General features: G+C 70.8%; 22 protein-coding genes. 11 read left to right on the top strand and 11 right to left on the bottom strand.

Translation table 11 applies throughout. The annotated features are described in order from the left end of the window. Positions 1-175 precede the first annotated feature (175 nt). The gene (locus tag ACFYX0_RS11255) at positions 176-1,576 is read right to left on the bottom strand and encodes a peptidoglycan recognition protein (RefSeq protein ID WP_388969166.1); all 1,401 of its coding nucleotides are present in this window, start codon (positions 1,574-1,576) and stop codon (positions 176-178) included. Between the two features lie 140 nt (positions 1,577-1,716). Here ACFYX0_RS11255 and ACFYX0_RS11250 point away from each other — a divergent pair, with 140 nt between their 5' ends. The 4 genes from ACFYX0_RS11250 (at position 1,717) to ACFYX0_RS11235 (ending at position 7,732) form a co-directional block, all read left to right on the top strand. Continuing rightward, positions 1,717-2,478, top strand: coding sequence for a TIGR03089 family protein (locus ACFYX0_RS11250; protein WP_355911622.1), 762 nt, complete (start codon positions 1,717-1,719; stop codon positions 2,476-2,478). 183 nt (positions 2,479-2,661) lie between these two features. Beyond that, the gene (locus ACFYX0_RS11245; protein WP_388969229.1) at positions 2,662-3,873 is read left to right on the top strand and encodes an LCP family protein; all 1,212 of its coding nucleotides are present in this window, start codon (positions 2,662-2,664) and stop codon (positions 3,871-3,873) included. A 239-nt stretch (positions 3,874-4,112) separates the two neighbouring features. Continuing rightward, positions 4,113-5,852, top strand: a complete 1,740-nt coding sequence (locus ACFYX0_RS11240; protein ID WP_355911616.1) for an LCP family protein — start codon at positions 4,113-4,115, stop codon at positions 5,850-5,852. Positions 5,853-6,058: 206 nt separating this feature from the next. Continuing rightward, positions 6,059-7,732 carry an LCP family protein gene (locus tag ACFYX0_RS11235; RefSeq protein ID WP_388969163.1) on the top strand — a complete coding sequence of 558 codons (1,674 nt, stop codon included), beginning with the start codon at positions 6,059-6,061 and terminating at the stop codon, positions 7,730-7,732. Between the two features lie 80 nt (positions 7,733-7,812). On the opposite strand, the gene ACFYX0_RS11230 is transcribed toward ACFYX0_RS11235, so the two are convergent. After that, positions 7,813-8,841 (bottom strand): glycosyltransferase family 2 protein, encoded by a 1,029-nt coding sequence (locus ACFYX0_RS11230; protein WP_388969160.1) that lies wholly within the window; start codon positions 8,839-8,841, stop codon positions 7,813-7,815. Positions 8,842-9,063: 222 nt separating this feature from the next. Here ACFYX0_RS11230 and ACFYX0_RS11225 point away from each other — a divergent pair, with 222 nt between their 5' ends. Beyond that, positions 9,064-10,443 (top strand): LCP family protein, encoded by a 1,380-nt coding sequence (locus ACFYX0_RS11225; protein ID WP_388969157.1) that lies wholly within the window; start codon positions 9,064-9,066, stop codon positions 10,441-10,443. Between the two features lie 71 nt (positions 10,444-10,514). Here ACFYX0_RS11225 and ACFYX0_RS11220 read toward each other — a convergent pair whose 3' ends face one another. Next, positions 10,515-11,087 carry an acyl-CoA thioesterase gene (locus tag ACFYX0_RS11220; RefSeq protein ID WP_311699724.1) on the bottom strand — a complete coding sequence of 191 codons (573 nt, stop codon included), beginning with the start codon at positions 11,085-11,087 and terminating at the stop codon, positions 10,515-10,517. Positions 11,088-11,207: 120 nt separating this feature from the next. On the opposite strand from ACFYX0_RS11220, the gene ACFYX0_RS11215 reads away from it, so the two are divergent. Next, the gene (locus tag ACFYX0_RS11215) at positions 11,208-12,479 is read left to right on the top strand and encodes an LCP family protein (protein ID WP_388969154.1); all 1,272 of its coding nucleotides are present in this window, start codon (positions 11,208-11,210) and stop codon (positions 12,477-12,479) included. A gap of 88 nt (positions 12,480-12,567) precedes the next feature. Here the strand turns inward: ACFYX0_RS11215 and ACFYX0_RS11210 are convergent, their stop codons facing one another. Next, positions 12,568-12,927, bottom strand: a complete 360-nt coding sequence (locus tag ACFYX0_RS11210) for a VOC family protein (RefSeq protein ID WP_311699726.1) — start codon at positions 12,925-12,927, stop codon at positions 12,568-12,570. Positions 12,928-13,081: 154 nt separating this feature from the next. On the opposite strand from ACFYX0_RS11210, the gene ACFYX0_RS11205 reads away from it, so the two are divergent. Beyond that, a complete protein-coding gene (locus ACFYX0_RS11205) occupies positions 13,082-13,582 on the top strand; it encodes a CGNR zinc finger domain-containing protein (RefSeq protein WP_388969151.1) in 501 nt (166 codons plus the stop codon). A gap of 136 nt (positions 13,583-13,718) precedes the next feature. Here ACFYX0_RS11205 and ACFYX0_RS11200 read toward each other — a convergent pair whose 3' ends face one another. Then, positions 13,719-15,062 carry a UDP-glucose dehydrogenase family protein gene (locus ACFYX0_RS11200; RefSeq protein WP_388969148.1) on the bottom strand — a complete coding sequence of 448 codons (1,344 nt, stop codon included), beginning with the start codon at positions 15,060-15,062 and terminating at the stop codon, positions 13,719-13,721. A gap of 175 nt (positions 15,063-15,237) precedes the next feature. Here ACFYX0_RS11200 and ACFYX0_RS11195 point away from each other — a divergent pair, with 175 nt between their 5' ends. Both ACFYX0_RS11195 and ACFYX0_RS11190 read left to right on the top strand, forming a co-directional pair. Next, entirely contained in the window at positions 15,238-16,395 is a 1,158-nt protein-coding gene (locus tag ACFYX0_RS11195) for an acyl-CoA dehydrogenase (protein WP_388969144.1), read from the top strand. Between the two features lie 83 nt (positions 16,396-16,478). Continuing rightward, entirely contained in the window at positions 16,479-16,994 is a 516-nt protein-coding gene (locus ACFYX0_RS11190; protein WP_388969142.1) for a CbrC family protein, read from the top strand. Between the two features lie 41 nt (positions 16,995-17,035). On the opposite strand, the gene ACFYX0_RS11185 is transcribed toward ACFYX0_RS11190, so the two are convergent. From ACFYX0_RS11185 to ACFYX0_RS11175, 3 genes are read right to left on the bottom strand one after another with little or no spacing between them, the layout of a single operon-like run. Continuing rightward, positions 17,036-18,217, bottom strand: a complete 1,182-nt coding sequence (locus tag ACFYX0_RS11185) for a dipeptidase (protein ID WP_388969139.1) — start codon at positions 18,215-18,217, stop codon at positions 17,036-17,038. 5 nt (positions 18,218-18,222) lie between these two features. Then, positions 18,223-18,753 (bottom strand): 5-(carboxyamino)imidazole ribonucleotide mutase, encoded by a 531-nt coding sequence (gene purE / locus ACFYX0_RS11180; RefSeq protein WP_355911585.1) that lies wholly within the window; start codon positions 18,751-18,753, stop codon positions 18,223-18,225. After that, a complete protein-coding gene (locus ACFYX0_RS11175; RefSeq protein WP_311700378.1) occupies positions 18,750-19,889 on the bottom strand; it encodes a 5-(carboxyamino)imidazole ribonucleotide synthase in 1,140 nt (379 codons plus the stop codon). The genes purE and ACFYX0_RS11175 overlap by 4 nt, the downstream gene beginning before the upstream one ends. A gap of 253 nt (positions 19,890-20,142) precedes the next feature. Between ACFYX0_RS11175 and ACFYX0_RS11170 the strand changes: the two genes are divergently transcribed. Further along, complete coding sequence (locus ACFYX0_RS11170; RefSeq protein ID WP_355911579.1) at positions 20,143-20,673, top strand: GtrA family protein; 531 nt, start codon at positions 20,143-20,145, stop codon at positions 20,671-20,673. Between the two features lie 16 nt (positions 20,674-20,689). On the opposite strand, the gene ACFYX0_RS11165 is transcribed toward ACFYX0_RS11170, so the two are convergent. Together ACFYX0_RS11165 and ACFYX0_RS11160 are read right to left on the bottom strand one after the other, a co-directional pair. Further along, a complete protein-coding gene (locus ACFYX0_RS11165) occupies positions 20,690-21,967 on the bottom strand; it encodes an ATP-binding protein (protein ID WP_388969136.1) in 1,278 nt (425 codons plus the stop codon). Positions 21,968-22,380: 413 nt separating this feature from the next. Next, complete coding sequence (locus ACFYX0_RS11160) at positions 22,381-23,058, bottom strand: response regulator transcription factor (protein ID WP_086747411.1); 678 nt, start codon at positions 23,056-23,058, stop codon at positions 22,381-22,383. A 572-nt stretch (positions 23,059-23,630) separates the two neighbouring features. Here ACFYX0_RS11160 and ACFYX0_RS11155 point away from each other — a divergent pair. Continuing rightward, positions 23,631-25,127: an oligopeptide:H+ symporter gene (locus ACFYX0_RS11155; RefSeq protein ID WP_388969133.1), complete on the top strand. Its 1,497-nt coding sequence runs from the start codon at positions 23,631-23,633 to the stop codon at positions 25,125-25,127. A 61-nt stretch (positions 25,128-25,188) separates the two neighbouring features. Here the strand turns inward: ACFYX0_RS11155 and ACFYX0_RS11150 are convergent, their stop codons facing one another. Next, positions 25,189-26,220, bottom strand: coding sequence for a hypothetical protein (locus ACFYX0_RS11150; RefSeq protein ID WP_388969130.1), 1,032 nt, complete (start codon positions 26,218-26,220; stop codon positions 25,189-25,191). Positions 26,221-26,292: the final 72 nt, after the last annotated feature.

The raw sequence follows: 26,292 nt of genomic DNA, 5'->3' as shown, positions 1-26,292 counted from the left end.
GAGGCGCCTTCGACGACAGTGGGGTGTCCTTCGACGGCTGTGTGGGGAAACGCCCCCGCACGCCTTCATACGGATGAACTCGTGCGGCATGCGCGAGACGTCGTGCGGTGTGGTGCCCGTCACCGTACGACGCCACGCGGGCGGTCGCGTACGACGTCCCGCGACCGCCCCCTCCTCAGCGGCCCTGGTAGCGGGCCGCCTTGAGGCGGATCAGGCCGAGTTCGCCGTAGAGCAGCCTTCCGGGGCACTCCGTGGCGAATCCGTCCCGATGGCCGGAGATCACGTTCAGTCGTACGTTCTCGCCCTTTGGGTAGAGATTGCCACCCCCGGACTCCAGATATGTCTTGGCGCGCGGATCCACACCGAAGAGGCCGAGTTTCCATGCGGTGAGCCGGGCGATGGCGTCCACCGCGGCGGCCGTCGGGGCGGTGCTGGAATAGGTGCCGATGACGGCGATCCCCGTGGTGTCGCTGTTGAAACCGAGGGTGTGGGCGCCCTGGACGGGCTTCTCCACGCCTCCCGCGCGGCCTTCGTAGATGGTTCCGCACCTGTCGACGAGGAAGTTGTAGCCGATGTCGCGCCAGCCGCTGCTCACCACGTGGTAGCGGTAGATACTGCGGATGACGGAAGGGGCTTGGGCGCAGGTGTAGTTGTTGCCCGTGGCGGTGTGGTGCACGAAGGCGGCCTTCACGGTGTCCGTGTAGAGAAAGTCCGGCTCGCGCAGACTCTCGTCGGCGCCCCAGCCGCTGCGCGAGACGATGCGCGGGCGCGGGGCGGCGTAGGCCTGCCGGGTGCGCTCCGTGGGCGTGTCCTTCCCGGCCGCCCTCCCCGGCTTCCGCGATTCCTCCGGGCCCTTCCAAGGGCCCGGGATCCCCAGGCCGTTGAGGGGGGCCAGGCCGGCTTCGACGGCGGACGTGATCGTTTCCGCGTCCGTGCCCGCGCCCACGGCCTGGTCCGGTGCGTCCGTGACCGGGCCGTCCGGCTCCTCGGCGAGACCTGCGGGATCCGCGGGATTTGCGGGATTTGCGGGATTTGCGGGCGCGTCCTCCCCCGGTGCCCGGCCCGGGTCGACCAGCTCGACGTGCAGGCCGTCGGGGAGCCGCGGGGCGCGGGTCTCACCGGATCCGGCCTCGTCGGCGCGGACCGACACCTGCACACCGTCCGAGGCGCCCACCCACAGCGGCGCCGTGGCTCCGCGCATCCGGCGCGAGCTGCCCTCCCTGGTGCTCGGGTCGGGGCCGTGGTCCTCGTTCCGGACCTCCAGTTCCTGCCAGCCGGACCACCGGCCCGTGCCGTCCGCCCGGGTGCGGATCCGGACATGGCCGTGGAGTCGGGCGGCCGGGTCGTCCCAGACGACGCCGACCAGGGAGAAGGAACGCACGGTCTGCGGGGCGAGGCCCCGCTCGGTCGCGGCCTCGGGGGCGCGCGAGCCGGTGAGGGGCGCGAGAGGGAGCGACTGGGTACTGCCGGGGACGGCCGCCGCGGCGACCGGCCCGGCCGCCGCGGCCGGGGGCGCCAGGGGCAGGGCGAGTACGGCGCAGCTGACACCGATCGAGGAAGCAAGGAATCCACGCATGACCACGATCTTGTACATAGTCAGACATATATGTCCATCAAGGAACTGACGGGTCGTCGGATCCGCTCGGCCGAACCGGTGGCTCGTCACACACCCGCCGCGCCGCCCCCGGCCATCGCCCCCCGCGTACGCTTGCGCGCGTGAACGCCACCGACCGCACCCCTGCCGACCTGCTGCGTTCCGCGCTCGTCGCGGACCCCTCGCGCCCCCTGGTGACCTTCTACGACGACGCCACCGGCGAACGCGTCGAACTCTCCGTCACCACCTTCGCCAATTGGGTGGCCAAGACCGCCAACCTGCTCCAGGGCGACCTCGCCGCCGAGCCCGGCGACCGGGTCGCGCTGCTGCTGCCCGCCCACTGGCAGACGGCGGTGTGGCTGCTCGCGTGCGCGTCCGTGGGCGTCGTCGCGGACCTCGGCGGCGACGCGTCGGCCGCGGACCTCGTCGTCAGCGGGCCCGACACGCTCGACGCGGCGCGCGCCTGCCCCGGGGAGCGCGTCGCCCTCGCCCTGCGTCCCCTCGGCGGACGCTTCCCGCAGGTGCCGGCCGGCTTCCTGGACTACGCGGCCGAAGTGCCGGGCCAGGGCGACCGTTTCCAGCCGTACGCGCCCGTCGATCCGCAGGCGGCGGCGCTGATCGTCGCCGGGGCGGAGTACACGGGCGCGGAGGTCGTGGAGCGGGCCCGCGCCGAGGCGCCCGCCCTCGGCCTGACCGGGCCCGGCTCCCGGCTCCTGTCCGGGTTGCCGTACGACACCTGGGAAGGGCTGAGCGCCGGGCTGTACGCGCCCCTGGCCACCGGCGGCTCGGTGGTGCTCTGCCGGCACCTGGACCGGCTCGGCGAGGACGCGCTCGCCCAGCGGATCGACAGCGAACGCGTGTCGGCCACCGCCACCGCTCGCTGAGCGGTCCGCCCCGGTCCACCACGGCGCGCACGGCCCTCCCGCCCGCGCCGGAGGGCACCGCACGCCCCCGTCCGGAACGTCCCCCGTTCGGAGCAGCAACACCCGCCTGTCGGCCCCGCCCCGGGCCATGGTCGTAGGAGCCCGACACGCTCGTACGCGCAAGGGGGTGCACCGGCAGTGACGATCCACGGCACCGCGTGGCGGCCACCCCGACGGCGCCGGCGCTGGGTGCGCCGCTCCGCGCTCGGCCTCGCCGTGCTCGTGCTCGGGACCAGCGGGCTCGCGTGGGCCGCGTACGAGAAGCTGAACGCGAACATCACCGCCGACAACGACGCGGCGTCCGAGCTGGCCCGCTACGAGAAGGACCGGCCCAGCGCGCCGGCTCACGGCGCGCAGAACATCCTGATCATCGGGTCCGACCGGCGGTCGGGCGCCGGGAACGGGCAGTACGGGCGGGACTCCGGGACCGAGCGGTCCGACACCGCGATCCTGCTCCACCTCGCGTCGAACCGGCGCACCGCCACCTCGGTGTCCCTGCCCCGGGACCTCATGGTGGACGTGCCCGACTGCCGGCGGCCGGACGGCAGCCGTACCCGGCCTGTTCACACGATGCTCAACCACGCCTTCGCGACGGGCGGTTCCGCGTGCACGGTGCGCACCGTGGAGAAGCTGACGAACATCCGGATCGACCACTTCATGGTCGTCGACTTCAACGGCTTCAAGGAGATGGTCGACGCCCTCCACGGTGTCACGGTGTGCCTGAAGAGGCCTGTCGACGACAAGGACGCCCGGCTGAAGCTGCCCGCGGGCAGGGTGACGCTCGACGGTGAACAGGCGCTCGGCTATGTGCGGGCCCGCAAGAGCCTCGGCAACGGCAGCGACACCGAGCGGATGGAACGCCAGCAGCTCTTCCTCGGCGCGCTGGTCGGCAAGGTGCGCCGCAACGACGTCCTGCTGAATCCGGTGACGCTGTATCCCGTGCTGGACGCGGCCACCTCGGCCCTGACCACGGATCCGGCCCTGGCGAGTCTGCGCGAGCTCTACCAGCTTGTGAGAGGGCTGCGGAACCTCGGCGCCGAGCACGTGCAGTTCCTGACCGTCCCGCGCACCCCGTACCCGGGCGACGCCAATCGCGATCAACTCGTGCAGCCTCAGGCGCAGAATCTCTTCGCACGGTTGCGCGCGGACCAGCCCGTCGAGGTCACCAAGGAAGTACCGGCCGATTCGCCCGGAAAAACGAGCGAGAAGGCAGGCGGTTTCAGTGACGGCCCGGAGTCGTACGGCAACGGAATGTCCGGTGGAAAGGCCCCTGTTGGCCCCGGTGTTCCGCGCCGGAGTCCCGAACCCCCGCCCACTTTCCGCGGGAACACGGCCGCGCAGGACGCGTGCGGGTAAAGTGCGGCCCAAGGCGGGGAACGTGTGAGCTAAGAACTCTCTGAGAATTAGGGCGGATTGCCCGGTTGTAGGGGAGTGGAATTTGTCACCGCCGTCGCTGGACGCTGAACTGGGCGGATAGTGTGAGCGAGCTGGTGCCATACCCATGAGGTCCGTCCTGGGTCACGCACCGACTCAAGAGACCCGTGCGCCTCGAGGGGGAAGGCGCCGCGTGGCCCCGACGGAGGATTCGGACAACCGTGGACGCGCAAGGCCGTGGGCGGGCGGACAACATCGACCCCGCAGATCAGTGGGTACTCAACCCGAACACCGGCGAATACGAACTGCGACTGGCCCCTTCCGCACCGCAGTCGGCCGTGCCGAGACCCCGCCGGGGCAATCCCCCGCCGGGCGCTCAGGGAGGCACCCGTACCGCACCCGGATCCCGGGGATCGGCTCCGAGCACGGCGCCCCCGGACACCGTCCCGGGACCCCGCCGGCGCCGGGGTGCCCCCGAGGAGCCGCCGCCGGGCCGGCGCCGTGGACGTACCAAGCCCAAGAAGGGCAAGGCGAAGAAGGTCCTGCTGTGGACCGGCGGCAGCATGGCCTTCGTGCTCGTCGCGGTCTCCGCGGCGGGTTACCTCTACATCAAGCACCTCAACGACAACATCACCTCCGTGTCGGACGACGGCGCGAGCACCGGCGGCTTCCAGAAGGACAAGGCGATCAACATCCTGTTGATCGGCACCGACAAGCGCACCGGCAAGGGCAACACGGGATACGGCGACGCCGGCAGCGTCGGGCACGCCGACACCAACATCCTTCTGCACGTCTCCAAGGACCGCTCGAACGCGACCGCCCTGAGCATCCCGCGTGACCTGATCGTCGACGTTCCGGACTGCCCGACGAAGCAGGCGGACGGCACCACGAAGGTCATCCCCGGCACGAAGGGCGTGCGCTTCAACACGAGCCTCGGCCAGGACGACCGCACACCGAGCTGCACCATGCGCACGGTCACCGAGCTGACCGGCATCACCCCGGACGACTTCATGGTCGCCGACTTCAACGCGGTCAAGACGCTGACGTCGGCCGTCGGCGGTGTCGACGTGTGTCTGGGCAAGGACATACACGACCCGGACTCGCACCTCAATCTGAAGAAGGGCATGCGCCACATCGAGGGCGAGACGGCGCTGGCCTTCGTACGCACCCGGCACGCCGTGGGCTTCGGCGGCGACCTGAGCCGGATCCAGTTGCAGCAGCAGTTCCTCAGCGCGCTGATGCGCAAGCTGAAGTCCAACTCCACGCTCAGCGATCCGACGAAGATGCTGGACGTGGCGGAGGCCGCCACCAAGGCACTGACGGTCGACTCGAAGATCGACAGCATCGGCAAGCTGAAGGACCTGGGTCTGGAGCTGGGCAAGCTCAACCCCAAGAACCTGACGTTCACGACGGTGCCGGTCCTCGACAACCCCGCCGACGGCGCGGTCAAGAAGACGGTCATCCTGAGCCCCGGCAAGGCGCCTCAGGTCTTCGAGGCGATCAAGGCGGACGTCTCCTTCACCGCGGTCAAGAAGCAGCAGAAGGCCGCCGTGGACGCCCGGCTCAAGGGCTCCCGCTCGGCCGCCGCCGACATCCGCGTCGACATCTACAACGGCGGCGCCCTGGGCGGCAGCGCGCAGAAGACGCTCGACTGGCTGCAGAACACCGAGGGCGTGACCAAGTCCAGCCAGCTCGGCAACGCGGGCGTCAACCTCGACAAGACGACCCTGGAGTACGCCCCCGACCAGGCCGACCAGGCCCGCAAGCTGGCGGACCTCATGGGTCTGCCCGCGTCGGCGCTGAAGCCGGGCAAGAGCGAGAAGAACGACCAGGGACTGCCCGCGATCGTGCTGACCCTCGGCAAGGACTTCAAGGGTGCCGGGGTGCCGCTGACGGCCCCGACCAAGGCGCCGGCCGTCGACTCCAAGTCCACGGCCGACGAGGTTCAGTGCGCCAAGTGACCTGAGCGGCCCGCGGCGCGTCTAACACGGCGCAAGACCTGCCCCGAGGAGTACATCCTGCGGGGCGGGTCAAGCGTCCTACTGGACGCGGGAACATCTGCGGGGCGCGACGGGCGTCCCGCCCACGACGAAGGTCCCGGGAGCGGCGCGATCAGCCTGCTCCGGGACGGACCCGCTTGCCGGGCGCAGGGTGGGGAGGCAGGGACTTGGTGCAGAGCAAGGTGCGGGGGAAGGGGGCGCGACCACGTGTCCATGACGCCGGTGAACTGGGCTGGGACGAGAGCCTGTACGACGCGAAAGGCGACGGCGCCCAGGACGGCGGGGACACTCCGCCGACCGAACCGCGCGGCGGAGGCCCGACCGACGGCTCGGGCGGGCACGACAAGACCGACGGGCAGCGCCCACGCCGCAGACGCCGCGCCCTGCGCTGGTCGGCGACGATCCTGGCGGTCGTCATACTCGGCACCGCCGGGGCGGGATACCTCTACTACCAGCATTTGAACGACAACCTGAAGAAGGACGCCCTCAACATCGGGGACGCCAAGGACCGGGCGGCCGCGCCGAAGCCGAACGCGGCGGGCCAGACCCCGCTGAACATCCTTCTTCTCGGGTCGGACGCGCGTGACACCAAGGAGAACCAGCAGCTCGGCGGCGCCAAGGACACCTTCGGTACGCCACCCCGCGCGGACGTCCAGATCCTGCTGCACGTCTCCGCCGACCGCACCAACATGTCGGTGGTCAGCATGCCGCGCGACACCCTGCTGTCCATCCCCAAGTGCACCGACCCCAAAGGGCATGTCTACCCGGCGTTGCAGCAGTGGATCACGAACGACTCACTGGGCCGCGGCGGCCCGGGCTGTTCCGTCGCCACCTGGGAGAAGCTCACCGGCATCCATATCGACCACTTCATCATGGTCGACTTCTCGGGTGTGGTCTCGATGGCCGACGCGGTCGGCGGCGTCCCCGTCTGCGTCGACAAGAACATCTACTCGCACACCTCCTCGGGCCATGGCTCGGGCCTGAAGCTCAAGGCGGGCACCACCTACGTCAAGGGCACGCAGGCCCTGCAGTGGCTGCGCACCCGCTACGGGTTCGAGGACGGCAGCGACATCGCCCGCACCAAGGCCCAGCACCAGTACATGAGCGCGATGGTCCGCGAGCTGCGCGCCAACGCCACGCTGAACAAACCCGACAAGCTGCGCAATCTCGCCGAGACGGCCACCCGGTCGCTCACCGTGGACAAGGGCCTCGGCACGGTCGCGAAACTCTACGACCTGAGCACCGAGTTGAAGAAGGTGCCCACCGACCGCATCACCATGACCACGATGCCGTACGACTACGTCGGGGAACGCGTGGTGCCCAAGCCGGGGGACGCGGACAAGCTGTTCCGCCTGGTGCGCGAGGACATCGCGCTCGACGGCAAGGACACGAAGAAGAAGGCCACGCCCCAGGCGACGACGGCCCCGACGGACAGCGACGACAAGATCGCGGTCCAGGTGCAGAACGGCACCGGCACCTCCACGCTCGACCCGGCCCCCGGGCGGGCGGGCGCCGTGGCCCAGTTGCTCGCCGGCAAGGGCTTCAGCGAGGCCGGCGCGGACACCTCGATGGTGGTCTCCGAGGACAGGACGGTGATCCGCTACCCGAGCGCGGATCTGAAGGGCGACGCCGAGCGGGTCGCCAAGGTCCTGGGCATCCCCGCGAGTTCGGTGGTGAAGTCCACGGACGTCTCCGGGGTCACCCTGGTCGTGGGCGCCGACTGGCGGTCGGGCACCGCGTACAAGGCGCCGAGGGAGGACGACAAGACCCCGACGACGGCGAACATTCTCAACGGGGCGACGAAGCAGTGCATGACGGTGGATCCCCACTACACCTGGTGACCGCCGCCCCTGTCCGGTGACCGCGACACGTAGGGCCCCTCTCCACTGCGGAGAGGGGCCCTATGCGGTCGCCGATGCGCTCAGCGGGAGGTGAGGACCGCCGGCCGCCGGGACGCGATGACCTTCTTCGCCAGCGATTTCGGGCTGGTCAGAAAGCCCCAGCCCCACGACATGTGCATGGTCGCGAGGGCGACGGGGATCCGCAGCCGCGCCGGCAGCGGCAGGCCCTTGCCCGCGGGGACGGAGCCCAGGACGATCGCCGCGAGATAGCCGCCCGGGATCACGAAGGCCCAGGGGGTCAGCGCGGCGCCCGCCACGACACCGGCCGCTATCGCGCACACCGCGGTCGGCGGGGCGAGGTAGCGCAGGTTGATGGAGCCCTCGTGGTAGCGGGCGACGACGTGCCGCCAGCGGCCGTAGTCCTTGTACTGCTTGGCCAGCGCCCGCACGCTCGGCCGGGGCCGGTAGGACACCTTCAGCTCCGGCGAGAACCAGATGAGGCCGCCCGCCTCGCGGATGCGGAAGTTGAGCTCCCAGTCCTGGGCGCGGATGAACTCCTCGTTGTAGCCGCCCTGCTGCTCCAGCGCCTCGCGCCGGAAGACACCGAGGTAGACCGTCTCCGCCGGAGCGGCCTGGCCACCGGTGTGGAAGGCGGCGTTGCCGACCCCGATCTTCGAGGTCATGGCCGCGGCGACCGCGTGCTCCCAGGCGTTCTCGCCCTCGGCGTGCATGATCCCGCCGACGTTCTGCGCCCCGGTCTCCTCCAGGAGGCGGACGGCGGTCGCGATGTAGTTCGGCGAGAGCATGCCGTGGCCGTCCACACGCACCACGATCGGGTGGCGGGAGGCCTTGATCGCGGCGTTGAGCGCGGCGGGCGTCCGGCCGGTCGGGTTCGGGACCGTGTGCACCCGCGGGTCCTCGCGGACCAGCTCGGCCGCGATCTCGTCCGTGCGGTCCGCGGAGGGACCGAGGGCGATCACGACCTCCATCTCGCCGGCGTACTCCTGGGCCAGGATCGCTTGGACGGCTCCGCGCAGATGCCGTTCCTCGTTGAGCACGGGCATGATCACGGAAACGGCGGGGAGTCGCACGTCGGGATTGGCGTTCATAGGAGGCTCACGTTACCGCGAACGGGGGACACCGGTGCGCGCCGCCCGGGCGCCGCCCCGGGCCCCGGAACCTGTCGGCTTACGGTGCCCAGGGATCCCCCATCCAGCTCCGCGGAGGTCTCCCCCGTGCCCAGCCCGACCCGCTCGCCCGCGCGCCCTCGGCCGGCCCGTCGCTCACCCGCCCGGCGGCCGCCCGTACGGCGGAGGAAGACCGGCTGGACCATGCGGGCGGTCACCACACTCTCCGTGGTGGTGCTCGCCTCGGCCGGCATCGGGCACGCGGTGATCACGGGCCTCGACGAGAACATCGGCCGGATCGACCCCTTCAAGGACATGAAGGACCGTCCCGAGGCGGGCCACGGGATGAACGTCCTGCTGGTGGGCACCGACGGCCGCGACAGGATCACGGAGCAGGAGCGGCACAGATTCCGGCTCGGCGGTGCGCCCTGCCACTGCACCGACACGATCATGATCGTGCACCTCTCGGCGGACGGGAACCGGGCGACCGTGGTCAGCCTGCCGCGCGACTCGTACGCGGAGGTGCCGACGCGCACCGCACACCCCGGGCGGCGGCACGAGACCCACCCGATCCGACTGAACGCGGCGTACGCGGAGGGTGGCCCGAACCTGACCGTGCGCACGGTCGAGCACATGACCCGTCTGAAGATCGACCACTATCTGGAGGTCGACTTCGTCAGCTTCATGAAGACCGTGGACGTGCTCGGCGGGGTCCGGGTGTGCACCCCGCAGCCGCTGAAGGACCCCTACACCGGACTGAACCTGTCCCCCGGCACCCATGTGCTGAACGGCGGCCAGGCCCTGCAGTATGTGCGCTCACGCCATGTCGACGGCGCCTCCGACCTGGGCCGGATGCAGCGGCAGCAGAAGTTCCTGGCGGCGCTGATCGACCGGGCGACCTCTTCCGGCCTTCTGCTGAACCCGCTGAGGTTCCGGGAGGTGGCCCGGGCGGCGCTCGGCTCGGTGCGGGCAGACCCGGGCTTCGGCACCGACCAGCTGCTCGACCTGGGCCGGGTGATGCGGAACTTCTCACCCCGCTCGTCGGAGTTCACGACCGTGCCGATCGGGCAGATGACCTACGAGGTCAAGGGCCTCGGCTCGACCGTGAAGTGGGACGACGCGAAGGCGCGGGAGCTGTTCACGTCACTGCGCGACGACAGGCCGCTCGCCCCGTCCCGGCCGCCGCGTAAGAAGGGCCCCGCCGCGGTCGAGGTGGAGGTGGACCCCCGGCAGATCCAGGTCCAGGTGGAGAACGGGACGGCCACCGAGGGGCTCGGCAAGCGGCTGGACGACGGCCTCGCGGCCACCGGGTTCCGCACCACGCACCGGCCGGCGAGCGCGGCGGGCCCGGCGGCGCAGCGCACGGTCGTCGTCTACGACCCGCGCTGGGACCGCTCGGCGAAGTCCCTCGCGGCGGCCCTGCCGGGCAGCCAGCTGCGGCCCGCACCCGGGCAGGGCCCGACGCTGAAGGTGATCGCGGGGACCGACTTCAAGGAGGTGCGGCCGGTGCGGACGCCCCCTCCCCCGCCCGCGCCCGGGGCGGCACCGGCGGTGGTGACCGGGGACGAGGTGGTGTGCCCGTAGGAGCCCGGCGGGCCGGACGCGAGGAGCCGTGGTCACGGAGTCACACCGCGCAGCCGTCGGCCCCCGGGCCGTCACTCCTCGTAGCCCTGTGCCGTCCTCTTCTCCCGCAGTTCCTTGATCGCGCGGCGGCGCGCCAGCCGGTGGGTGCGGCGGATCTGGGCCTCCTGGTGGCGGCGCCGGTCCCGGTCCGTCTCCGGGACCACCGGCGGCACCGGCCGCGGCTTGCCGTCGGAGTCGACCCCGGCGAAGACCAGATACGCGGAGCCGACGTGGGTGGCCGGCGCGGACTCGTTCCAGCGTTCGGCCAGCACCCGCACCCCGACCTCCATGGAGGTGCGGCCGGTCCAGTTGACCTGAGCCTTCACATGAACCAGATCACCGACTCTGACCGGCTCCAGGAAGACCATCTCGTCCATCGAGGCGGTGACGGCCGGGCCGCCGGAGTGCCGGCCGGCCACGGCGCCCGCCGCGTCGTCGACGAGTTTCATGATCACGCCGCCGTGCACCGTGCCCAGGAGATTGGTGTCGTTGTGGGTCATGATGTGGCTGAGGGTGGTGCGGGACGCGGAAGTGGGCTTCCCGGGTATGTCACCCGCTTTTTCGCCCGGAATTTCTGATTCCGGGGCGGGGGCCAGGTCTGTCATGCGGTCCACCTTATGCCGGGCGGCCGCTGCGGAGACTTTGTGTCAGCTTCGCAACAGCCCTGACCCTGTTCTCCTCGGCCCCTTGTCGGGCCCATACCGGGACCCTGCACACTGGGGCGCATGAACGATTGGCCCGAGGCATGGTCCGACGACAACCGCGGCAACCGCTACGGACGCGGCAGCGGCAGCACGCAGCCTGAGAGCGCCCGCGTGATGCGCCAGGTCCGGCGCCAGCCGGGTGGCCCGGGCGGTCCTCAGGCCGCACCGCCCTACGGCGGGATCCCGCAGCAGCCGACGTACGACCAGGGCTACGGCGGCTATGACAGCGACTACAACACCGGCCAGGTCTACGGCACCCCGGGCGGCGGTCCCCAGGGGCCGGGCGGCTACGGTCCGGGGCCCGGGCGCCCGGCGCCGAACTGGGGCCGCCGGATCAAGTGGACCGCGATCACCCTGGTCACCCTGCTGGTGGTGACGTCGGTGGCCACGTACTTCTGGGCCGACTCCAAGCTCCACCGGGACGTCGACCTCTCCAAGGTCATCGACCGGCCGGCCGCCGGCGAGGGCACGAACTACCTGATCGTCGGCTCCGACAGCCGCGCGGGCATGTCGGACGAGGAGAAGAAGAAGCTGCACACCGGGTCCGCCGAGGGCAAGCGGACGGACTCGATGATGATCCTGCACGTCGGCGACAACGGCGACACCCTGGTATCGCTGCCCCGTGACTCGGATGTGGAGATACCCACATACAAGGGCTCGACGTCCGGCAAGATCTACCAGGGCAAGGGCCGCCACACGAAGCTGAACGCGGCCTACGCGGAGGACGGCCCCGAGCTGCTGGTCCGCACCGTCGAGTACAACACCGGCCTGCACATCGACCACTACGTGGAGATCGGCTTCGCGGGCTTCGCGAACATCGTGGACGCGGTCGGCGGTGTCGAGATGACCATCGACAAGGGCTTCAAGGACAAGTACTCGGGCGCCGACTTCAAGGCGGGCACGCAGACGCTGAACGGCGAGCAGGCCCTCGCCTTCGTCCGCACCCGGCACGCCTTCGCCACCAGCGACCTGCAGCGCACGAAGAACCAGCAGAAGTTCCTCTCCGCGCTGGCGCACCAGGTCGCCACCCCGTCCACGATCCTCAACCCCTTCACCCTCTACCCGACGATGAGCGCGGGCCTGGACTCCCTGACGGTCGACAAGGACATGAGCCTGTGGGACCTGGGGTCCATGTTCTGGGCGATGAAGGGCGTCAGCGGCGGCGACGGCACCTCGATGAACATGCCGGTCTCGGGCTCCACCGGCGGCAATCTGGTGTGGGACAAGTCCAAGGTCAAGACGCTGGTGGACGAGCTGAAGAACGACGAGAAGGTGACGGTCACGGGCAACTGAGCCGTCCGTCCACCGGGCAAGGGCCCCGCCGAGAGGTTCGGCGGGGCCCTTCGCGTTCCGGCGGCGCCGCGGGCCGCTGTGCCGCGGGTCAGGAGGCGCAGAGGCAGAACGGGTGCCCGGCGGGGTCCGCGTACACCCGGAAGGTGCGCGCGCGGTCCTCCACGTCAAGCGGCCGGGCGCCCAGCGCGAGCACACCCCGCTCCGCGACGTCCAGATCGTCGACCACCAGGTCCAGGTGGAACTGCTGCGAGTCGTCGGGGGACGGCCACTTCGGCGGTACGTGGCCGGGCGCCTCCTGGAACGCCAGCGACTGGCCACCGGGCACCTTCAGGTCCACCCACTCGCCGTTGTCCTCCACCGTGCCGCCCAGCACCTCGGCGTAGAAACCGGCGAGGGCGCGCGGGTCGGGGCAGTCCAGGACGACGACGTCCAGCTTGGCGAGTGCCATGACTTCCTCCTTGGAGTCCTGATCGTCAGTGTTACCTGTAGAACCGGTCAACCGGTAACGGCACCGGTTACCCCATGCTGGCGGACAGGAGGTAACGTCGCAAGGGAAATAGGAGAGGTGGCGTCGCGGGCATGAGGGCACAGAGGTCGCGGAGATGACGGACAGAGCCCCCGCTCCCGGCGGCCTCGCCCTGGTGGAGGCCCTGGTCAACACCCTGGACCTGGAGTCGGGCGAGGACCGGCTGGACACACCGGAAGGGCGCGCCGAGTTCGGCGTCACGGAGGCCGGACTGGCGGACGTACGCGCACTGCGGGAGTCGCTGCGCGCCGTCTGCCTCGCCCACGCGGGACATCCCCCGCACCGTGAGGTCACGCCCCTGGGCGCGCTGCTGGCGCGGGCACCGCTGCTGGTGGCCGTCGACGAGCGGGACGGCTCGGCAGCCCTCGCCCCCGCCGACGCAGGCGATCTGCCGTCCCGGGTGGCGGCCGCCGTCGCGGAGGCGCTCACGGCGGGCACCTGGCTGCGCCTCAAGGCCTGTGAACTGCCCGACTGTCACTGGGCGTACTTCGACCGCAGCCCAGCCGGCAAGGGCCGCTGGTGCTCGATGTCGGTGTGCGGGGCGCGCGCGAAGATGCGGCGATACCGGGCGAAATAGGCGCCCGGTTCACAGGGTTGGGTACTCGCCGCTCACGCGTCCGGGCCGTGGTGCAGAATGCACAGGACGCCGGTCCGGCCGACTGAGCCTCGGCCGGACCGGCGTCACCCTTCTTCTCGCGCTTCCTCCGCCCCTCTTACGCGGTCGGGCGGCCCATCGCGCGGTACATCCACCCGGCCCGGCGCCACAGCTCGGGGTCCAGCGCGTTACGGCCGTCGAGGATCACCCGGGAGGTCGCGACCGCGCCCAGCTCGGCCGGATCCAGCTCGCGGAACTCCCGCCACTCCGTCAGGTGCAGCACGACGTCGGCGCCCCGGACCGCCGCCAGGGCCGAGTCCGCGTACCCGAGCGTCGGGAAGATCCGCCGGGCGTTCTCCATGCCCTTGGGGTCGTAGACCGTGACCTGGCCGCCCTGGAGGTGTATCTGTCCGGCGACGTTCAGCGCCGGCGAGTCGCGGACGTCGTCGGAGTCCGGCTTGAAGGTGGCGCCGAGCACTGCGACCCGCTTGCCGAGGAAGGACCCGCCGCCCCCCGCCTCGCGCGCCATCTCGACCATCTGGCCGCGGCGGCGCATGTTGATGGAGTCGATCTCGCGCAGGAAGGTCAGCGCCTGGTCGGCGCCCAGCTCGCCCGCGCGCGCCATGAACGCCCGGATGTCCTTCGGCAGACAGCCGCCGCCGAAGCCGATGCCGGCCCGCAGGAACTTCTTGCCGATCCGGTCGTCGTGCCCGATGGCCTCCGCGAGCTTGGCCACATCGCCGCCCGCGGCCTCGCACACCTCCGCCATCGCGTTGATGAAGGAGATCTTGGTGGCGAGGAAGGAGTTCGCGGAGGTCTTCACCAGCTCAGCGGTCGGGAAGTCGGTCACCACGAAGGGCGAGCCCGCGGCGACCGGGGTCGCGTAGACCTCGCGCAGCAGCTTCTCCGCCCGCTCGCTGCGTACGCCGACCACGATCCGGTCGGGGTGCAGCGTGTCCTGGACGGCGAAGCCCTCCCGCAGGAACTCCGGGTTCCAGGCCAGCTCGGCGTCCCGGCCCGCGGGCGCGTGCTCGGCGAGATAGGCGGCCAGGCGGTCCGCGGAGCCGACCGGCACGGTCGACTTGCCGACGACGAGGGCGGGGCCCGTCAGATGCGGCGCGAGGGAGGCGACCGCGGCGTCGACGTACGACATGTCGCAGGCGTACTCGCCGTGCTTCTGCGGGGTGTTCACACAGATGAAGTGGATGTCGCCGAACGCGGCCACCTCGGCCCAGTCCATGGTGAACCGCAGCCGCCCGGTGGCGCCCTCGATGCCCGCGACATGCTTGCGGAGCAGTTCCCCCAGCCCCGGCTCGTACATGGGGACCTCGCCCCGCTGAAGCATCTCGATCTTCTCGGGGACGACATCGAGACCGAGCACCTCGAACCCCAGCTCGGCCATGGCCGCGGCATGTGTGGCGCCGAGATAGCCGGTACCGATCACGGTGATCTTCAGGCTCATGCGGTGCTCCAGGAAATACGGCGGTGAATCGGTGCCTGAGCATAGCCGGGCACCTCGGCGGGCAGGTTTCCCGCTGTCGCCAAGCTCACGTATCCCTCGCGTGGGCGTACCCCTAAAATTTGGGTTACTTAACGGTAATTAGCGTCAGCACAGCCTCTTTGGAGCGTGAGAGACCTTGGCCGGATCGGCTGACTTCGACCTGTACCGCCCGTCCGAGGAGCACGACATGCTCCGCGACGCCATCCGCTCGCTGGCCGAGGCGAAGATCGCGCCGCACGCCGCCGCGGTGGACGAGGAGGCCCGCTTCCCGCAGGAGGCACTGGAGGCCCTCGTCGCCAACGACCTGCACGCGGTGCACGTGCCCGAGGAGTACGGCGGCGCGGGCGCGGACGCGCTCGCCACGGTCATCGTGATCGAGGAGGTGGCCCGCGCGTGCGTGTCGTCCTCCCTCATCCCGGCCGTGAACAAGCTCGGTTCGCTGCCCGTGATCCTCTCCGGCTCCGAGGAGCTGAAGAAGAAGTACCTGGGCCCGCTGGCCCAGGGCGATGCGATGTTCTCGTACTGCCTGTCCGAGCCGGAGGCGGGTTCCGACGCGGCCGGTATGAAGACGCGGGCCGTACGCGACGGCGACCACTGGGTACTCAACGGCGTGAAGCGCTGGATCACCAACGCGGGTGTTTCCGACTACTACACGGTCATGGCGGTGACCGACCCCGAGAAGCGCTCCAAGGGCATCTCCGCGTTCGTCGTCGAGAAGTCGGACGAGGGTGTCTCCTTCGGCGCCCCGGAGAAGAAGCTCGGCATCAAGGGCTCCCCCACCCGCGAGGTCTACTTCGACAACGTCCGCATCCCGGCGGACCGGATGATCGGCGAGGAGGGCACGGGCTTCGCCACGGCGATGCGCACGCTCGACCACACCCGCATCACCATCGCCGCCCAGGCCCTCGGTGTCGCCCAGGGCGCCCTCGACTACGCCAAGGGCTATGTCAAGGAGCGCAAGCAGTTCGGCAAGCCGATCGCCGACTTCCAGGGCATCCAGTTCATGCTCGCGGACATGGCCATGAAGATCGCCGCCGCCCGCGCCCTGACCTACCAGGCCGCGGCCGCCTCGGAGCGCGGCGACAGCGACCTCACCTTCCAGGGCGCCGCCGCCAAGTGCTTCGCCTCGGACGTGGCGATGGAGGTCACCACGGACGCCGTCCAGCTTCTCGGCGGTTACGGCTACACCCGTGACTACCCGGTCGAGCGCATGATGCGCGACGCCAAGATCACCCAGATCTACGAGGGCACGAACCAGGTCCAGCGGATCGTGATGGCGCGCAACCTGCCGTAGCGCGCGGCCCGTCGCGGCAATGCGCGGTGGGTTCCGGGGCACCCTGCGGGGTGCCCCTTTTCCTCGTACGGCAGGGTAGGGACATGAGTGATCCGGCGACGGCCGAGCTGCCGTCCTTTCCGTACCACCCGGACCCCCTGGCCACCGGTGCGGTGGTCGCCGGGGACACGGAGTGTCTGTGCTGCGGGCTGCGGCGCGGATATGTGTACGTGGGACCCGTGTACGCGGTGGCGGACATCCGCGCCGAGCTGTGCCCCTGGTGCATCGCCGACGGCAGCGCGGCGGAGCGGTTCGGGGCGCAGTTCACAGAGGTGACGGGCGAGGCGCCGAAGTCGGTGGTGCGTACCGTGGAACGGCGCACGCCGGGCTTCGCCGGCTGGCAGCAGGAGCGCTGGCTGACGCACTGCGGGGACGCGGCGGCGTATCTGGGCCGCGCGGGCGCCAAGGAGCTGGCGGACCATCCGGAGGCCGCGCAGAGCCTGCGCGAGACGCTGGGCGAGACGTTCTTCGCGTCGCTGGACGCCGACGGCCAGCCCACCGCGTATCTGTTCCGCTGCCGCAGCTGCGCACAGCACCTGGCCTACGCGGATTTCACCTGACGGACGAACAGGGGCGCCGGCGGTCGCGGCGCCCCCTCGTCTCAGCTGTCCAGTTCCTCCAGCGTCGCGTTCGACGGACCCCGGCGCCCCTTCAGGTCGCGGGCCACGTCCTCGGCCGCGCCCAGCACCCGTACGGAGTTCTGCCAGGTCAGCTTGGCCAGGTCGGCGGTCGACCAGCCGCGGTCCAGCAGTTCCGCGACCAGGTTCGGGTAGCCGGAGACATCGTTCAGGCCGTCCGGCGTGAACGCGGTGCCGTCGTAGTCGCCGCCGATGCCGAGATGGTCGACGCCCGCCACCTCGCGCATGTGGTCCAGGTGGTCGGCGACCGTCGCGGCCGTGGCGATCGGGCGCGGGTTGCGCTCCTCGAAGGCGTGGTGCACCTTCATCGCCTCGGCGGTGGTGTCGAGGTGGTGGAAGCCGTGCGCCCGCATGTTCTCGTCCGCCGCCGCCGTCCAGTCGACGGCCGCCTGGAGGACGAACTTCGGCACGAACGTCACCATCGCCACACCGCCGTTGGCGGGGAGGCGTTCCAGGACGTCGTCGGGGATGTTGCGCGGGTGGTCGCACACCGCACGGGCGGAGGAGTGCGAGAAGATCACCGGGGCGTCCGTCGTGTCCAGCGCGTCCCGCATGGTCGTCGCGGCGACGTGCGAGAGGTCGACGAGCATGCCGAGGCGGTTCATCTCGCGGACGACCTCGCGGCCGAACCGGGTGAGACCGCCGGCCACCGGCGCGTCGGTCGCCGAGTCCGCCCACGCGACGTTGTCGTTGTGCGTGAGCGTCATATAGCGCACGCCCAGCTCGTACAGCCCGCGCAGGGTGCCGAGGGAGTTCGCGATGGAGTGGCCGCCCTCCGCACCCATCAGGGAGGCGATACGGCCCTCCGCGCGCGCCGCCTCCATGTCGGCGGCGGTCGACGCCGCACGCAGGTCGTCCGGGTGACGTACTATCAACTGACGTACGCAGTCGATCTGTTCGAGGGTCGCCGGGACCGCGTCGGGCAGGTCGGAGCGGACGTACACCGACCAGTACTGCGCACCGACGCCGCCCTCGCGCAACCGCGGGATGTCGGTGTGCAGATGGGCGTTCTGGTGGGTGGCGATGTCACGGGCGTCGAGGTCGTAGCGGACCTGTTCGCGCAGGGCCCAGGGCAGGTCGTTGTGCCCGTCGACGACCGGGAACACGCGCAGGAGTTCGCGCGCCGCTTCGAGTGAGCTGCTCATGGCGGTCACTTCCCCGTGCCGAAGCCGAATCCGGCGGCCGATCCGTCGACCTTGGCGCGCAGCCGCTTGCCCTTCTCGGTGGCCTGGTCGTTCAGGTCGTGCTGGAAGTCCCGCATTTTGCCGAGGAGTTCCTCGTCGTGCGCGGCGAGGATGCGGGCCGCGAGCAGACCGGCGTTGCGGGCACCGCCCACCGAGACCGTGGCGACGGGCACGCCGGCCGGCATCTGCACGATCGACAGCAGCGAGTCCATGCCGTCGAGGTACTTCAGCGGGACGGGGACGCCGATGACCGGCAGCGGGGTGACGGAGGCCAGCATGCCCGGCAGATGGGCGGCACCGCCGGCACCGGCGATGATCACCTTCAGACCGCGGTCCGCGGCGTGCTCGCCGTAGGTGATCATCTCGCGCGGCATCCGGTGCGCGGAGACGACGTCGACCTCGTAGGCGATCTCGAACTCGTCGAGGGCCTTGGCGGCGCCCTCCATGACGGGCCAGTCGGAGTCCGACCCCATGACAATGCCTACGACCGGGCTCATTCCGTGATCGTCCCTCTCAGATAGCCGGCAGCGTGACGGGCGCGCTCCAGCACGTCGTCGAGGTCGTCGCCGTAGGTGTTGACGTGGCCCACCTTACGGCCCGGCTTCACGTCCTTGCCGTACATGTGGATCTTCAACTGAGGGTCGCGGGCCATGCAGTGCAGGTACGCGGAGTACATGTCGGGGTAGTCGCCGCCGAGGACGTTGACCATGACGGTCCATCGGGCGCGGGGGCGGGGGTCGCCGAGCGGGAGGTCGAGGACCGCCCGTACATGGTTGGCGAACTGCGAGGTGATCGCGCCGTCCTGGCTCCAGTGGCCGGAGTTGTGCGGGCGCATCGCCAGCTCGTTGACGAGGATGCGGCCGTCGCGCGTCTGGAAGAGCTCGACGGCGAGGTGCCCGACGACACCGAGTTCCTTGGCGATCCGCAGGGCCAGTTCCTCGGCCTTGAGCGCCAGTTCCTCGGCCAGGCCGGGGGCGGGGGCGATCACGGTGTCACAGACCCCGTTGACCTGCTGCGACTCCACCACGGGGTAGGCCACGGCCTGACCGTGCGGCGAGCGTACGACGTTGGCGGCCAGCTCCCGGACGAAGTCGACCTTCTCCTCGGCGAGCACGGGCACACCGGCGCGGAACGGCTCGGCGGCCTCCTCGGCCGACCGTACGACCCACACGCCCTTGCCGTCGTAGCCACCGCGGACGGTCTTCAGGACGACCGGGAAGCCGTCGCCCTCCGCGGCGAACGCGGCCACGTCCGCCGGGTCGCTCACGATCCGGTGCCGTGGGCACGGCACCCCGATCGCGTCGAGCTTCGCCCGCATCACGCCCTTGTCCTGCGCGTGCACGAGCGCGTCCGGGCCGGGGCGCACGGGGATGCCGTCCGCCTCCAGGGCCCGCAGATGCTCGGTGGGCACATGTTCGTGATCGAACGTGATCACGTCGCAGCCCCGCGCGAAGGCACGCAGCGTGTCCAGATCGCGGTAGTCGCCGATGACCACGTCATGGACGACCTGCGCCGCGGAGTCCTGGGGGGTGTCACTGAGGAGCTTGAACCTGATGCCGAGCGGGATGCCCGCCTCGTGTGTCATACGAGCGAGCTGGCCACCGCCGACCATGCCGACTACCGGGAACGTCACGCCCCTAGGGTATCGGCCGCGCCAACGAGGCCGGATTCCGTCCCTCGCCGGGCATTCTTTCCGTCCTCATGTACTCGTCCACGGGCGTCGTCCACGGCCGCCTGGTTAGCATGGCGGGGTTGACGGTACCGCTCGGCGCGCCGTGCCGACCGGCCGATGCGACGGACCGATGCATCCGATCGACCCATCCGACGGATGCGTCCGGCCGCTGTCAACGACCGATACGACCGACCCGACGGGGGCTGGCAACACCATGGGCAGTGGTTCCACGGGCCTGCAGGACAAACCCCGAGGCGCGGTGCGCCGGCAGGTCGAGCAGATGATGCGCGAGATCGCCAAGTTCGGGGCGGTCGGCGGCGCGGGGCTGCTCGTCAACCTGCTGGTGTTCAACCTGGTGCGCAACGTCACCGGTCTGCAGGTGGTCCGGGCGAGTGTCATCGCCACGGTCGTCGCGATCGTCTTCAACTACATCGGGTTCCGCTACTTCACCTACCGGGACCGGGACAAGAACGGCCGCACCCGCGAGGTGGGGCTGTTCCTGCTGTTCAGCGCCGCGGGCCTGCTGATCGAGAACGGCGTGCTGTACGCGGCGACGTACGGGTTCGGCTGGGACACCCCGCTGCAGAGCAACATCTTCAAGTTCCTCGGCATCGGCCTCGGCACCCTGTTCCGCTTCTGGTCGTACCGCTCGTGGGTCTTCCGGACGATGCCGGCCGGGGAGGCCGTGGCGGGCGCCGAGTCGATACTCGAGCAGGCGGACAAGGACCAGCGCATCAACCGCTGAGCTCGGGCCTCGCGGCTCACCTCACCGTCGGCTCCGGTTCGTCGTCCGGCGGGGGCATCCTGAGCGGGGTGCGGGACAGGAACAGGCCGAAGACCGGGGGCTTGGCCTGGAGCATCTCCAGCCGGCCTCCGTCGGCCTCCGCGAGGTCCCGGGCCACCGCGAGGCCGATGCCCGTGGAGTTGCGGCCGCTGATCGTGCGCTCGAAGATGCGGGAGCCCAGCTCCGGCGGGACGCCCGGCCCCTCGTCGGTGACCTCCACGACGGCCTGGTTGCCGGTGACACGGGTGCGCAGCGCCACCGTGCCGCCGCCGTGCATGAGGGAGTTCTCGATCAGGGCGGCCAGCACCTGCGCGACCGCGCCCGGTGTGCCCACGGCCCGCAGATGCCGCTTGCCCGAGCTGACGATCGCCCGTCCCGCGCTGCGGTAGGCGGGGCGCCACTCGGCGAGCTGCTGCTGGATGACCTCGTCCAGGTCGAAGGAGACGGCCGAGCCGGTGCGGGGGTCGCGGGCGTTCGTGAGCAGCCGTTCCACCACGTCCGTGAGCCGCTCCACCTGCGTCAGCGCGATGGTCGCCTCCTCCTTCACGGTGTCGGGGTCATCCGTGAGGGTGATCTCCTCCAGCCGCATCGACAGGGCGGTGAGCGGCGTGCGCAGCTGGTGGGAGGCGTCGGCGGCGAGCCGCCGCTCGGCCGTCAGCATGCGCCCGATCCGCTCGGCGGAGGCGTCGAGGACATCGGCGACCCGGTCCAGCTCGGGGACGCCGTACCGCTTGTGGCGCGGGCGGGGATCGCCGGAGCCGAGGCGCTCCGCGGTCTCCGCGAGGTCGGTGAGCGGGGAGGCAAGGCGGTTGGCCTGGCGCACGGCGAGCAGCACCGCGGCGATGATCGCGAGCAGCGCCACCAGCGCGATGATCAGCAGCGTGCGGCCGACCTCGCGGGTCACGGCGGAGCGGGGCTCCTCGACCCGTACGCTCTCGCCCTGCTCGCCCTCGGCCGTGGAGTGGATGACGTCACCGGCCGGTTTGGCGCCGATCTGGATGTGGGCCTGGCCGGGGATGTCGACGACCGCGTAGCGGTCCCCGGTGACCTGGGCCTCGAAGACCTCGCGGTTGACCTTCTCGTGGCCGAGGAGCCGGCTGTCCACGATGCTCGCGAGCCGCAGTGCCTCGGAGTCGACGCGTTCCTGAGCGCTGTTGCTGATCGTCCGGGTCTCGACGATCACGAGGGAGACCCCGAAGACGGCGATCACGACGAGGACGACGGCGAGGGTGGACTGGATGAGACGACGACGCACGGGGCCCTCCGGGCGATGGCTTTACGACGACCAGTGTGCCCCGGACACGCCGGCACCCCGCTAGTGCTGTGGCCGGGAAGGTTTGCCGGACAGCTCGCGGCGTCCGGTGCTGGGGGTGCCCCCACGCCTTTCAGGCAGCGGGGGAGCCTCGCAAGGCGCGAGCATCGCCCGCGTACTGGACGTACTCGGGCGATGCGACGACGCGGCGAGGTGCCGTGCCGGGCGTCGCGAGCCGGCGAACCTTTCCGGTCGCAGCACTAGGGGCGGCGGCCTTCGCGGGCGGCGAGCCGTGCCGCCGTACGGCTCGGCCGTCGTGGGCGCGGCCGTGGCGGGATGACGCGCGTAGCCACGCGCGCCGCGTCCCGCCGCTCCGGCGGTGCCCGGCGGCAGCTGTCAGTGCCCCTGTCAGGGCACTAGTTCTTCTCGAAGCGGAAGCCCACTCCCCGCACCGTGGCGATGTACCGAGGGTTCGCCGCGTCGTCGCCCAGCTTCTTGCGCAGCCAGGAGATGTGCATGTCGAGGGTCTTCGTGGACGACCACCACGTGGTGTCCCAGACCTCCCGCATCAGCTGGTCGCGCGTGACGACCCGGCCCGCGTCCCGGACCAGGACCCGCAGCAGGTCGAACTCCTTCGCCGTGAGCTGCAGCTCCTCGTCGCCCATCCACGCGCGGTGGGACTCGACGTCGATGCGCACCCCGTGCGTGGCGGGCGGCTGCGCGGGCTCGGTGGCGCCGCGCCGCAGCAGGGCCCGCACGCGGGCCAGCAGTTCGGCGAGCCGGAAGGGCTTGGTGACATAGTCGTCGGCGCCCGCGTCGAGACCGACGACGGTGTCCACCTCGTCGGCCCGTGCGGTCAGGATGAGGATGGGGACGGTGTGGCCCTCGGCGCGCAGCCGGCGGGCCACCTCCAGGCCGTCCATGCCGGGCAGTCCGAGGTCCAGCACGACCAGGTCGACGCCGCCCTGCATTCCGGCGTCGAGCGCGGTGGGTCCGTCCTCGCGCACTTCGACCTCGTATCCCTCCCGGCGGAGGGCACGGGCCAGCGGCTCCGAGATGGACGCGTCGTCCTCGGCGAGCAGTACACGGGTCATGGGGTGATGGTAGTCCGCCCGCGACCTGAGCAAAGGTGTGATCGCGGGTGTGACCGGCGCACCGGCGTTCTTACCTTCGGCTGCCATCATCCGGCGGCCCCCGCCTTGATTACGGAGCGCATTCGCGCCTGCGGCTTCGGGGTGTCATCCTGGCAGAGACCTTCGAATGAACATCCGGGGTTCCGATATTGCCTGTGATCCCGGTCTCAAGTCCTTCCATATCCGGCACTGTCATGTCGTAGGGTGACCGAAACGCCTCTAGCACCATCAGGGACCTTTGGCGGGCACTCGACGCTGAAGGTCTTTTTGTCGTGCGGGCTGGTTCTCACCAGTCTTGGAAGGAATGACCCAGGGCCGGGCCCCGGGCGCATGCACGCGCTCAGGGTGTGGATCCCGGTGGCCGTCGTCCGCCGCTCCGTGATCCGGAGTGGACACCCCGTGGGCGTGGGGTGGGCGAGCGGTCCAGCCGGTGCCGGCCGCCCATACCGGGTGTGCATGCCCCTTGAGCTCTCGGCTCCGCCCGAGCATGAGGGTCCCCCACGGCAGCGCGCCCCGACCAGCAAGGAACGACCATGGCGTCCAGCCTGACGAAGGACTCGGTCCACCCGGGCACACCCGGAACCGAGAAGACCTTCTTCGGCCACCCCCGCGGACTGGCCACCCTCTTCATGACCGAGATGTGGGAGAGGTTCTCCTACTACGGCATGAGGGCCCTCCTCCCGCTGTACCTGGTCGCTCCTGGCGGCCTGCACCTGAACGCGGCCACCGCGACCGCGATCTACTCGGTGTACGTGTCGCTCGTGTACCTGCTCGCGCTGCCGGGCGGTTGGTTCGCCGACCGTGTCCTCGGCCCGCGCAAGACGGTCGCCGTGTCGGGCTTCATCATCATGCTGGGCCACCTCACGCTGGCCCTGCCGTCCGCGGGCACCTTCTACGCCGGCCTCGGCCTCGTCGCCATCGGCTCGGGTCTGCTGAAGGCCAACATCTCGACGATGGTCGGCCACCTCTACAACGGCCCGGACGACGCGCGCCGCGACGGTGGCTTCACGATCTTCTACGTCGGCATCAACCTGGGCGCCTTCGCCGCGCCGCTGGTCATCGGCACCGTCGGCGAGAACGTCAACTGGCACCTGGGCTTCGCGCTCGCCGCGCTCGGCATGGCGCTCGGCCTCGGCCAGTACCTGCTCGGCGGCCGTCACCTGAGCGAGCGCTCGAAGGAGGTCCCGACGCCGCTGAGCGCGGCGGAGAAGGCCTCGACGCTGCGCAAGTCGGCGCTGTGGGCGGCCATCGCGGTCGTGTTCTACGCGATCGTCGGCTTCTCCGGTGTCTACACCCTGAACTGGCTGCTGGTCCCGATCACCGTCGCCGGTCTGGTCATTCCGATCCTGGTCATCGCGCGGATCAAGCGGGACAAGGACCTGGACCGCGTCGAGCAGTCCAAGATGACCGCCTACATCTGGTTCTTCGTCGCCGCGGCCGTGTTCTGGATGATCTACGACCAGGGCGGCTCGACCCTGTCGATCTTCGCCGACTCCTCGGCCAAGAACACGATCTTCGGCTGGAACTTCCCCGTCTCCTGGTACCAGTCGGTCAACCCGGTCATGATCATGGCGCTGGCCCCCGTCTTCGCCTGGATGTGGCTGGCACTGAACCGTCGCGGCAAGGAGCCGGGCACGACGGTGAAGTTCGCCTCCGGTCTGGTCCTGATCGGTGCCTCCTTCTTCCTGTTCCTCGCCCCGCTGAGGATCGCGGACGGCGGTCACAAGGCCGCGGCGATGTGGCTCGTCGCGATCTACTTCGTGCAGACCGTCGGTGAGCTGACGCTCTCCCCGGTCGGCCTCTCCGTCACCACGAAGATGGCGCCGGCCAAGTACGCCTCCCAGATGATGGGTGTCTGGTTCCTGGCCGTCACCGCCGGTGACGCTACGACCGGTCTGCTCTCCATCGCGGGCGTCGACCTGAACACCACGGGCATCGTCACCCTGGAGGCCGCGGTCGCCGTGGTCGCCGGTGTCGCGGTGTGGATGTACCGCAAGAAGGTCAAGGAGCTCATGGGCGACATTCACTGACGCCCGTCCTGAGCTTTCGAAGGGCCGCCGTACCCGTCGGGTGCGGCGGCCCTTCGCCGTCCTACGGGGCGTCCGCCTCCGTCGCGCTCCCCCGGTCCGTGTCCGGAGTGAACCAGGGCAGGGCCGCGGCGGTGCGGGGCGCGGGGTCCGGCCGGGAGAGGCCCGGCCTCGGCGGACGCCGGACGAGCCCCGGCAGTCGTGGACCGGGGCGGCGGGCCCGCCGGGCCTCCGGTCCGCGCGGCCGGACCCGGTCCACGACGGCCATGCCCAGCCGGAACACGGCGGTCGGCACGACCACGCAGGCCAGGATCCAGAAGACGATGACGCCCCAGGGGCGGTCCACGCCCCACGGCTGCTCGGCGAGGACCCTTCCGCCGTACTCCAGGGAGACCGTGTAGTCACCGTGGGCACCCGCCGGCAGCTCCACCGGCAGGGCGATGCGCGCCCGGCCGCCGGGTGCGAGGGTGCCGTGCCACTGCTGCTCGTCCCACTGCGGGGCGAACACCCCGTGCGAGGTGCCGACCCGGAAGACCGGGTCCTTCACCGGCGAGGGGCCGGCGTTGCCGACGGTGAACACGAGCGTGCGGAACGCCGGCGCGCCGAACCGGGTCAGCAGGCCGTCGGTGCCGTCGAGCCGTGTGTCCGTCAACAACGACAGGCGTCCGGAGACGGACTCTGGGGGCAGTGGCTCCACCGCGTGCCCGGCGACCTGGAAGGCCGCGTCGGTCTCCGCCGCGGCCCCGGTGACCGTGGCGACGTGGACCACGCAGGGGCAGGGCACGGGCGGTTCGGCGACCGGGAGCCTCCGGCGGAACGTCCCCCGTGCGTCGGTGGTGACGGCCCGCCCGTCGGCGTTGGCGCAGGAGCCGGTGCCGCCGGTCACCCCGCGGGAGGGCACGGACTGTCCGCAGATCAGGATCGTGAGCAGGGCCTCGGGCCGCCAGCCGCTGCCGGTCACGGTGATCGAACCGCCCGATCCGCCCTGGGAGGCCGACAGGCCGACGGCCGGTCCGGCGGCGGCCCGGGCGGGCGCCGCCAGGGCCGCCGGAGCGAGCGTGAGCAGCGCAGCCAGCGCCGAGACACTCCGCTTCACCTCACCGCTCCCGTCAACTCGGCCTTGTTGCAGAACAGTTCCACCGGTCCCGGTTCCGGCGGACGGCGGCAC

Origin of the sequence: Streptomyces sp. NPDC002573 (genome assembly GCF_042889625.1) — a bacterium.
GTDB classification, from domain to species: domain Bacteria; phylum Actinomycetota; class Actinomycetes; order Streptomycetales; family Streptomycetaceae; genus Streptomyces; species Streptomyces gibsoniae.
Note: the sequence above shows the minus strand (reverse complement) of the source record. Positions and strands in the feature narration are given on the sequence as shown.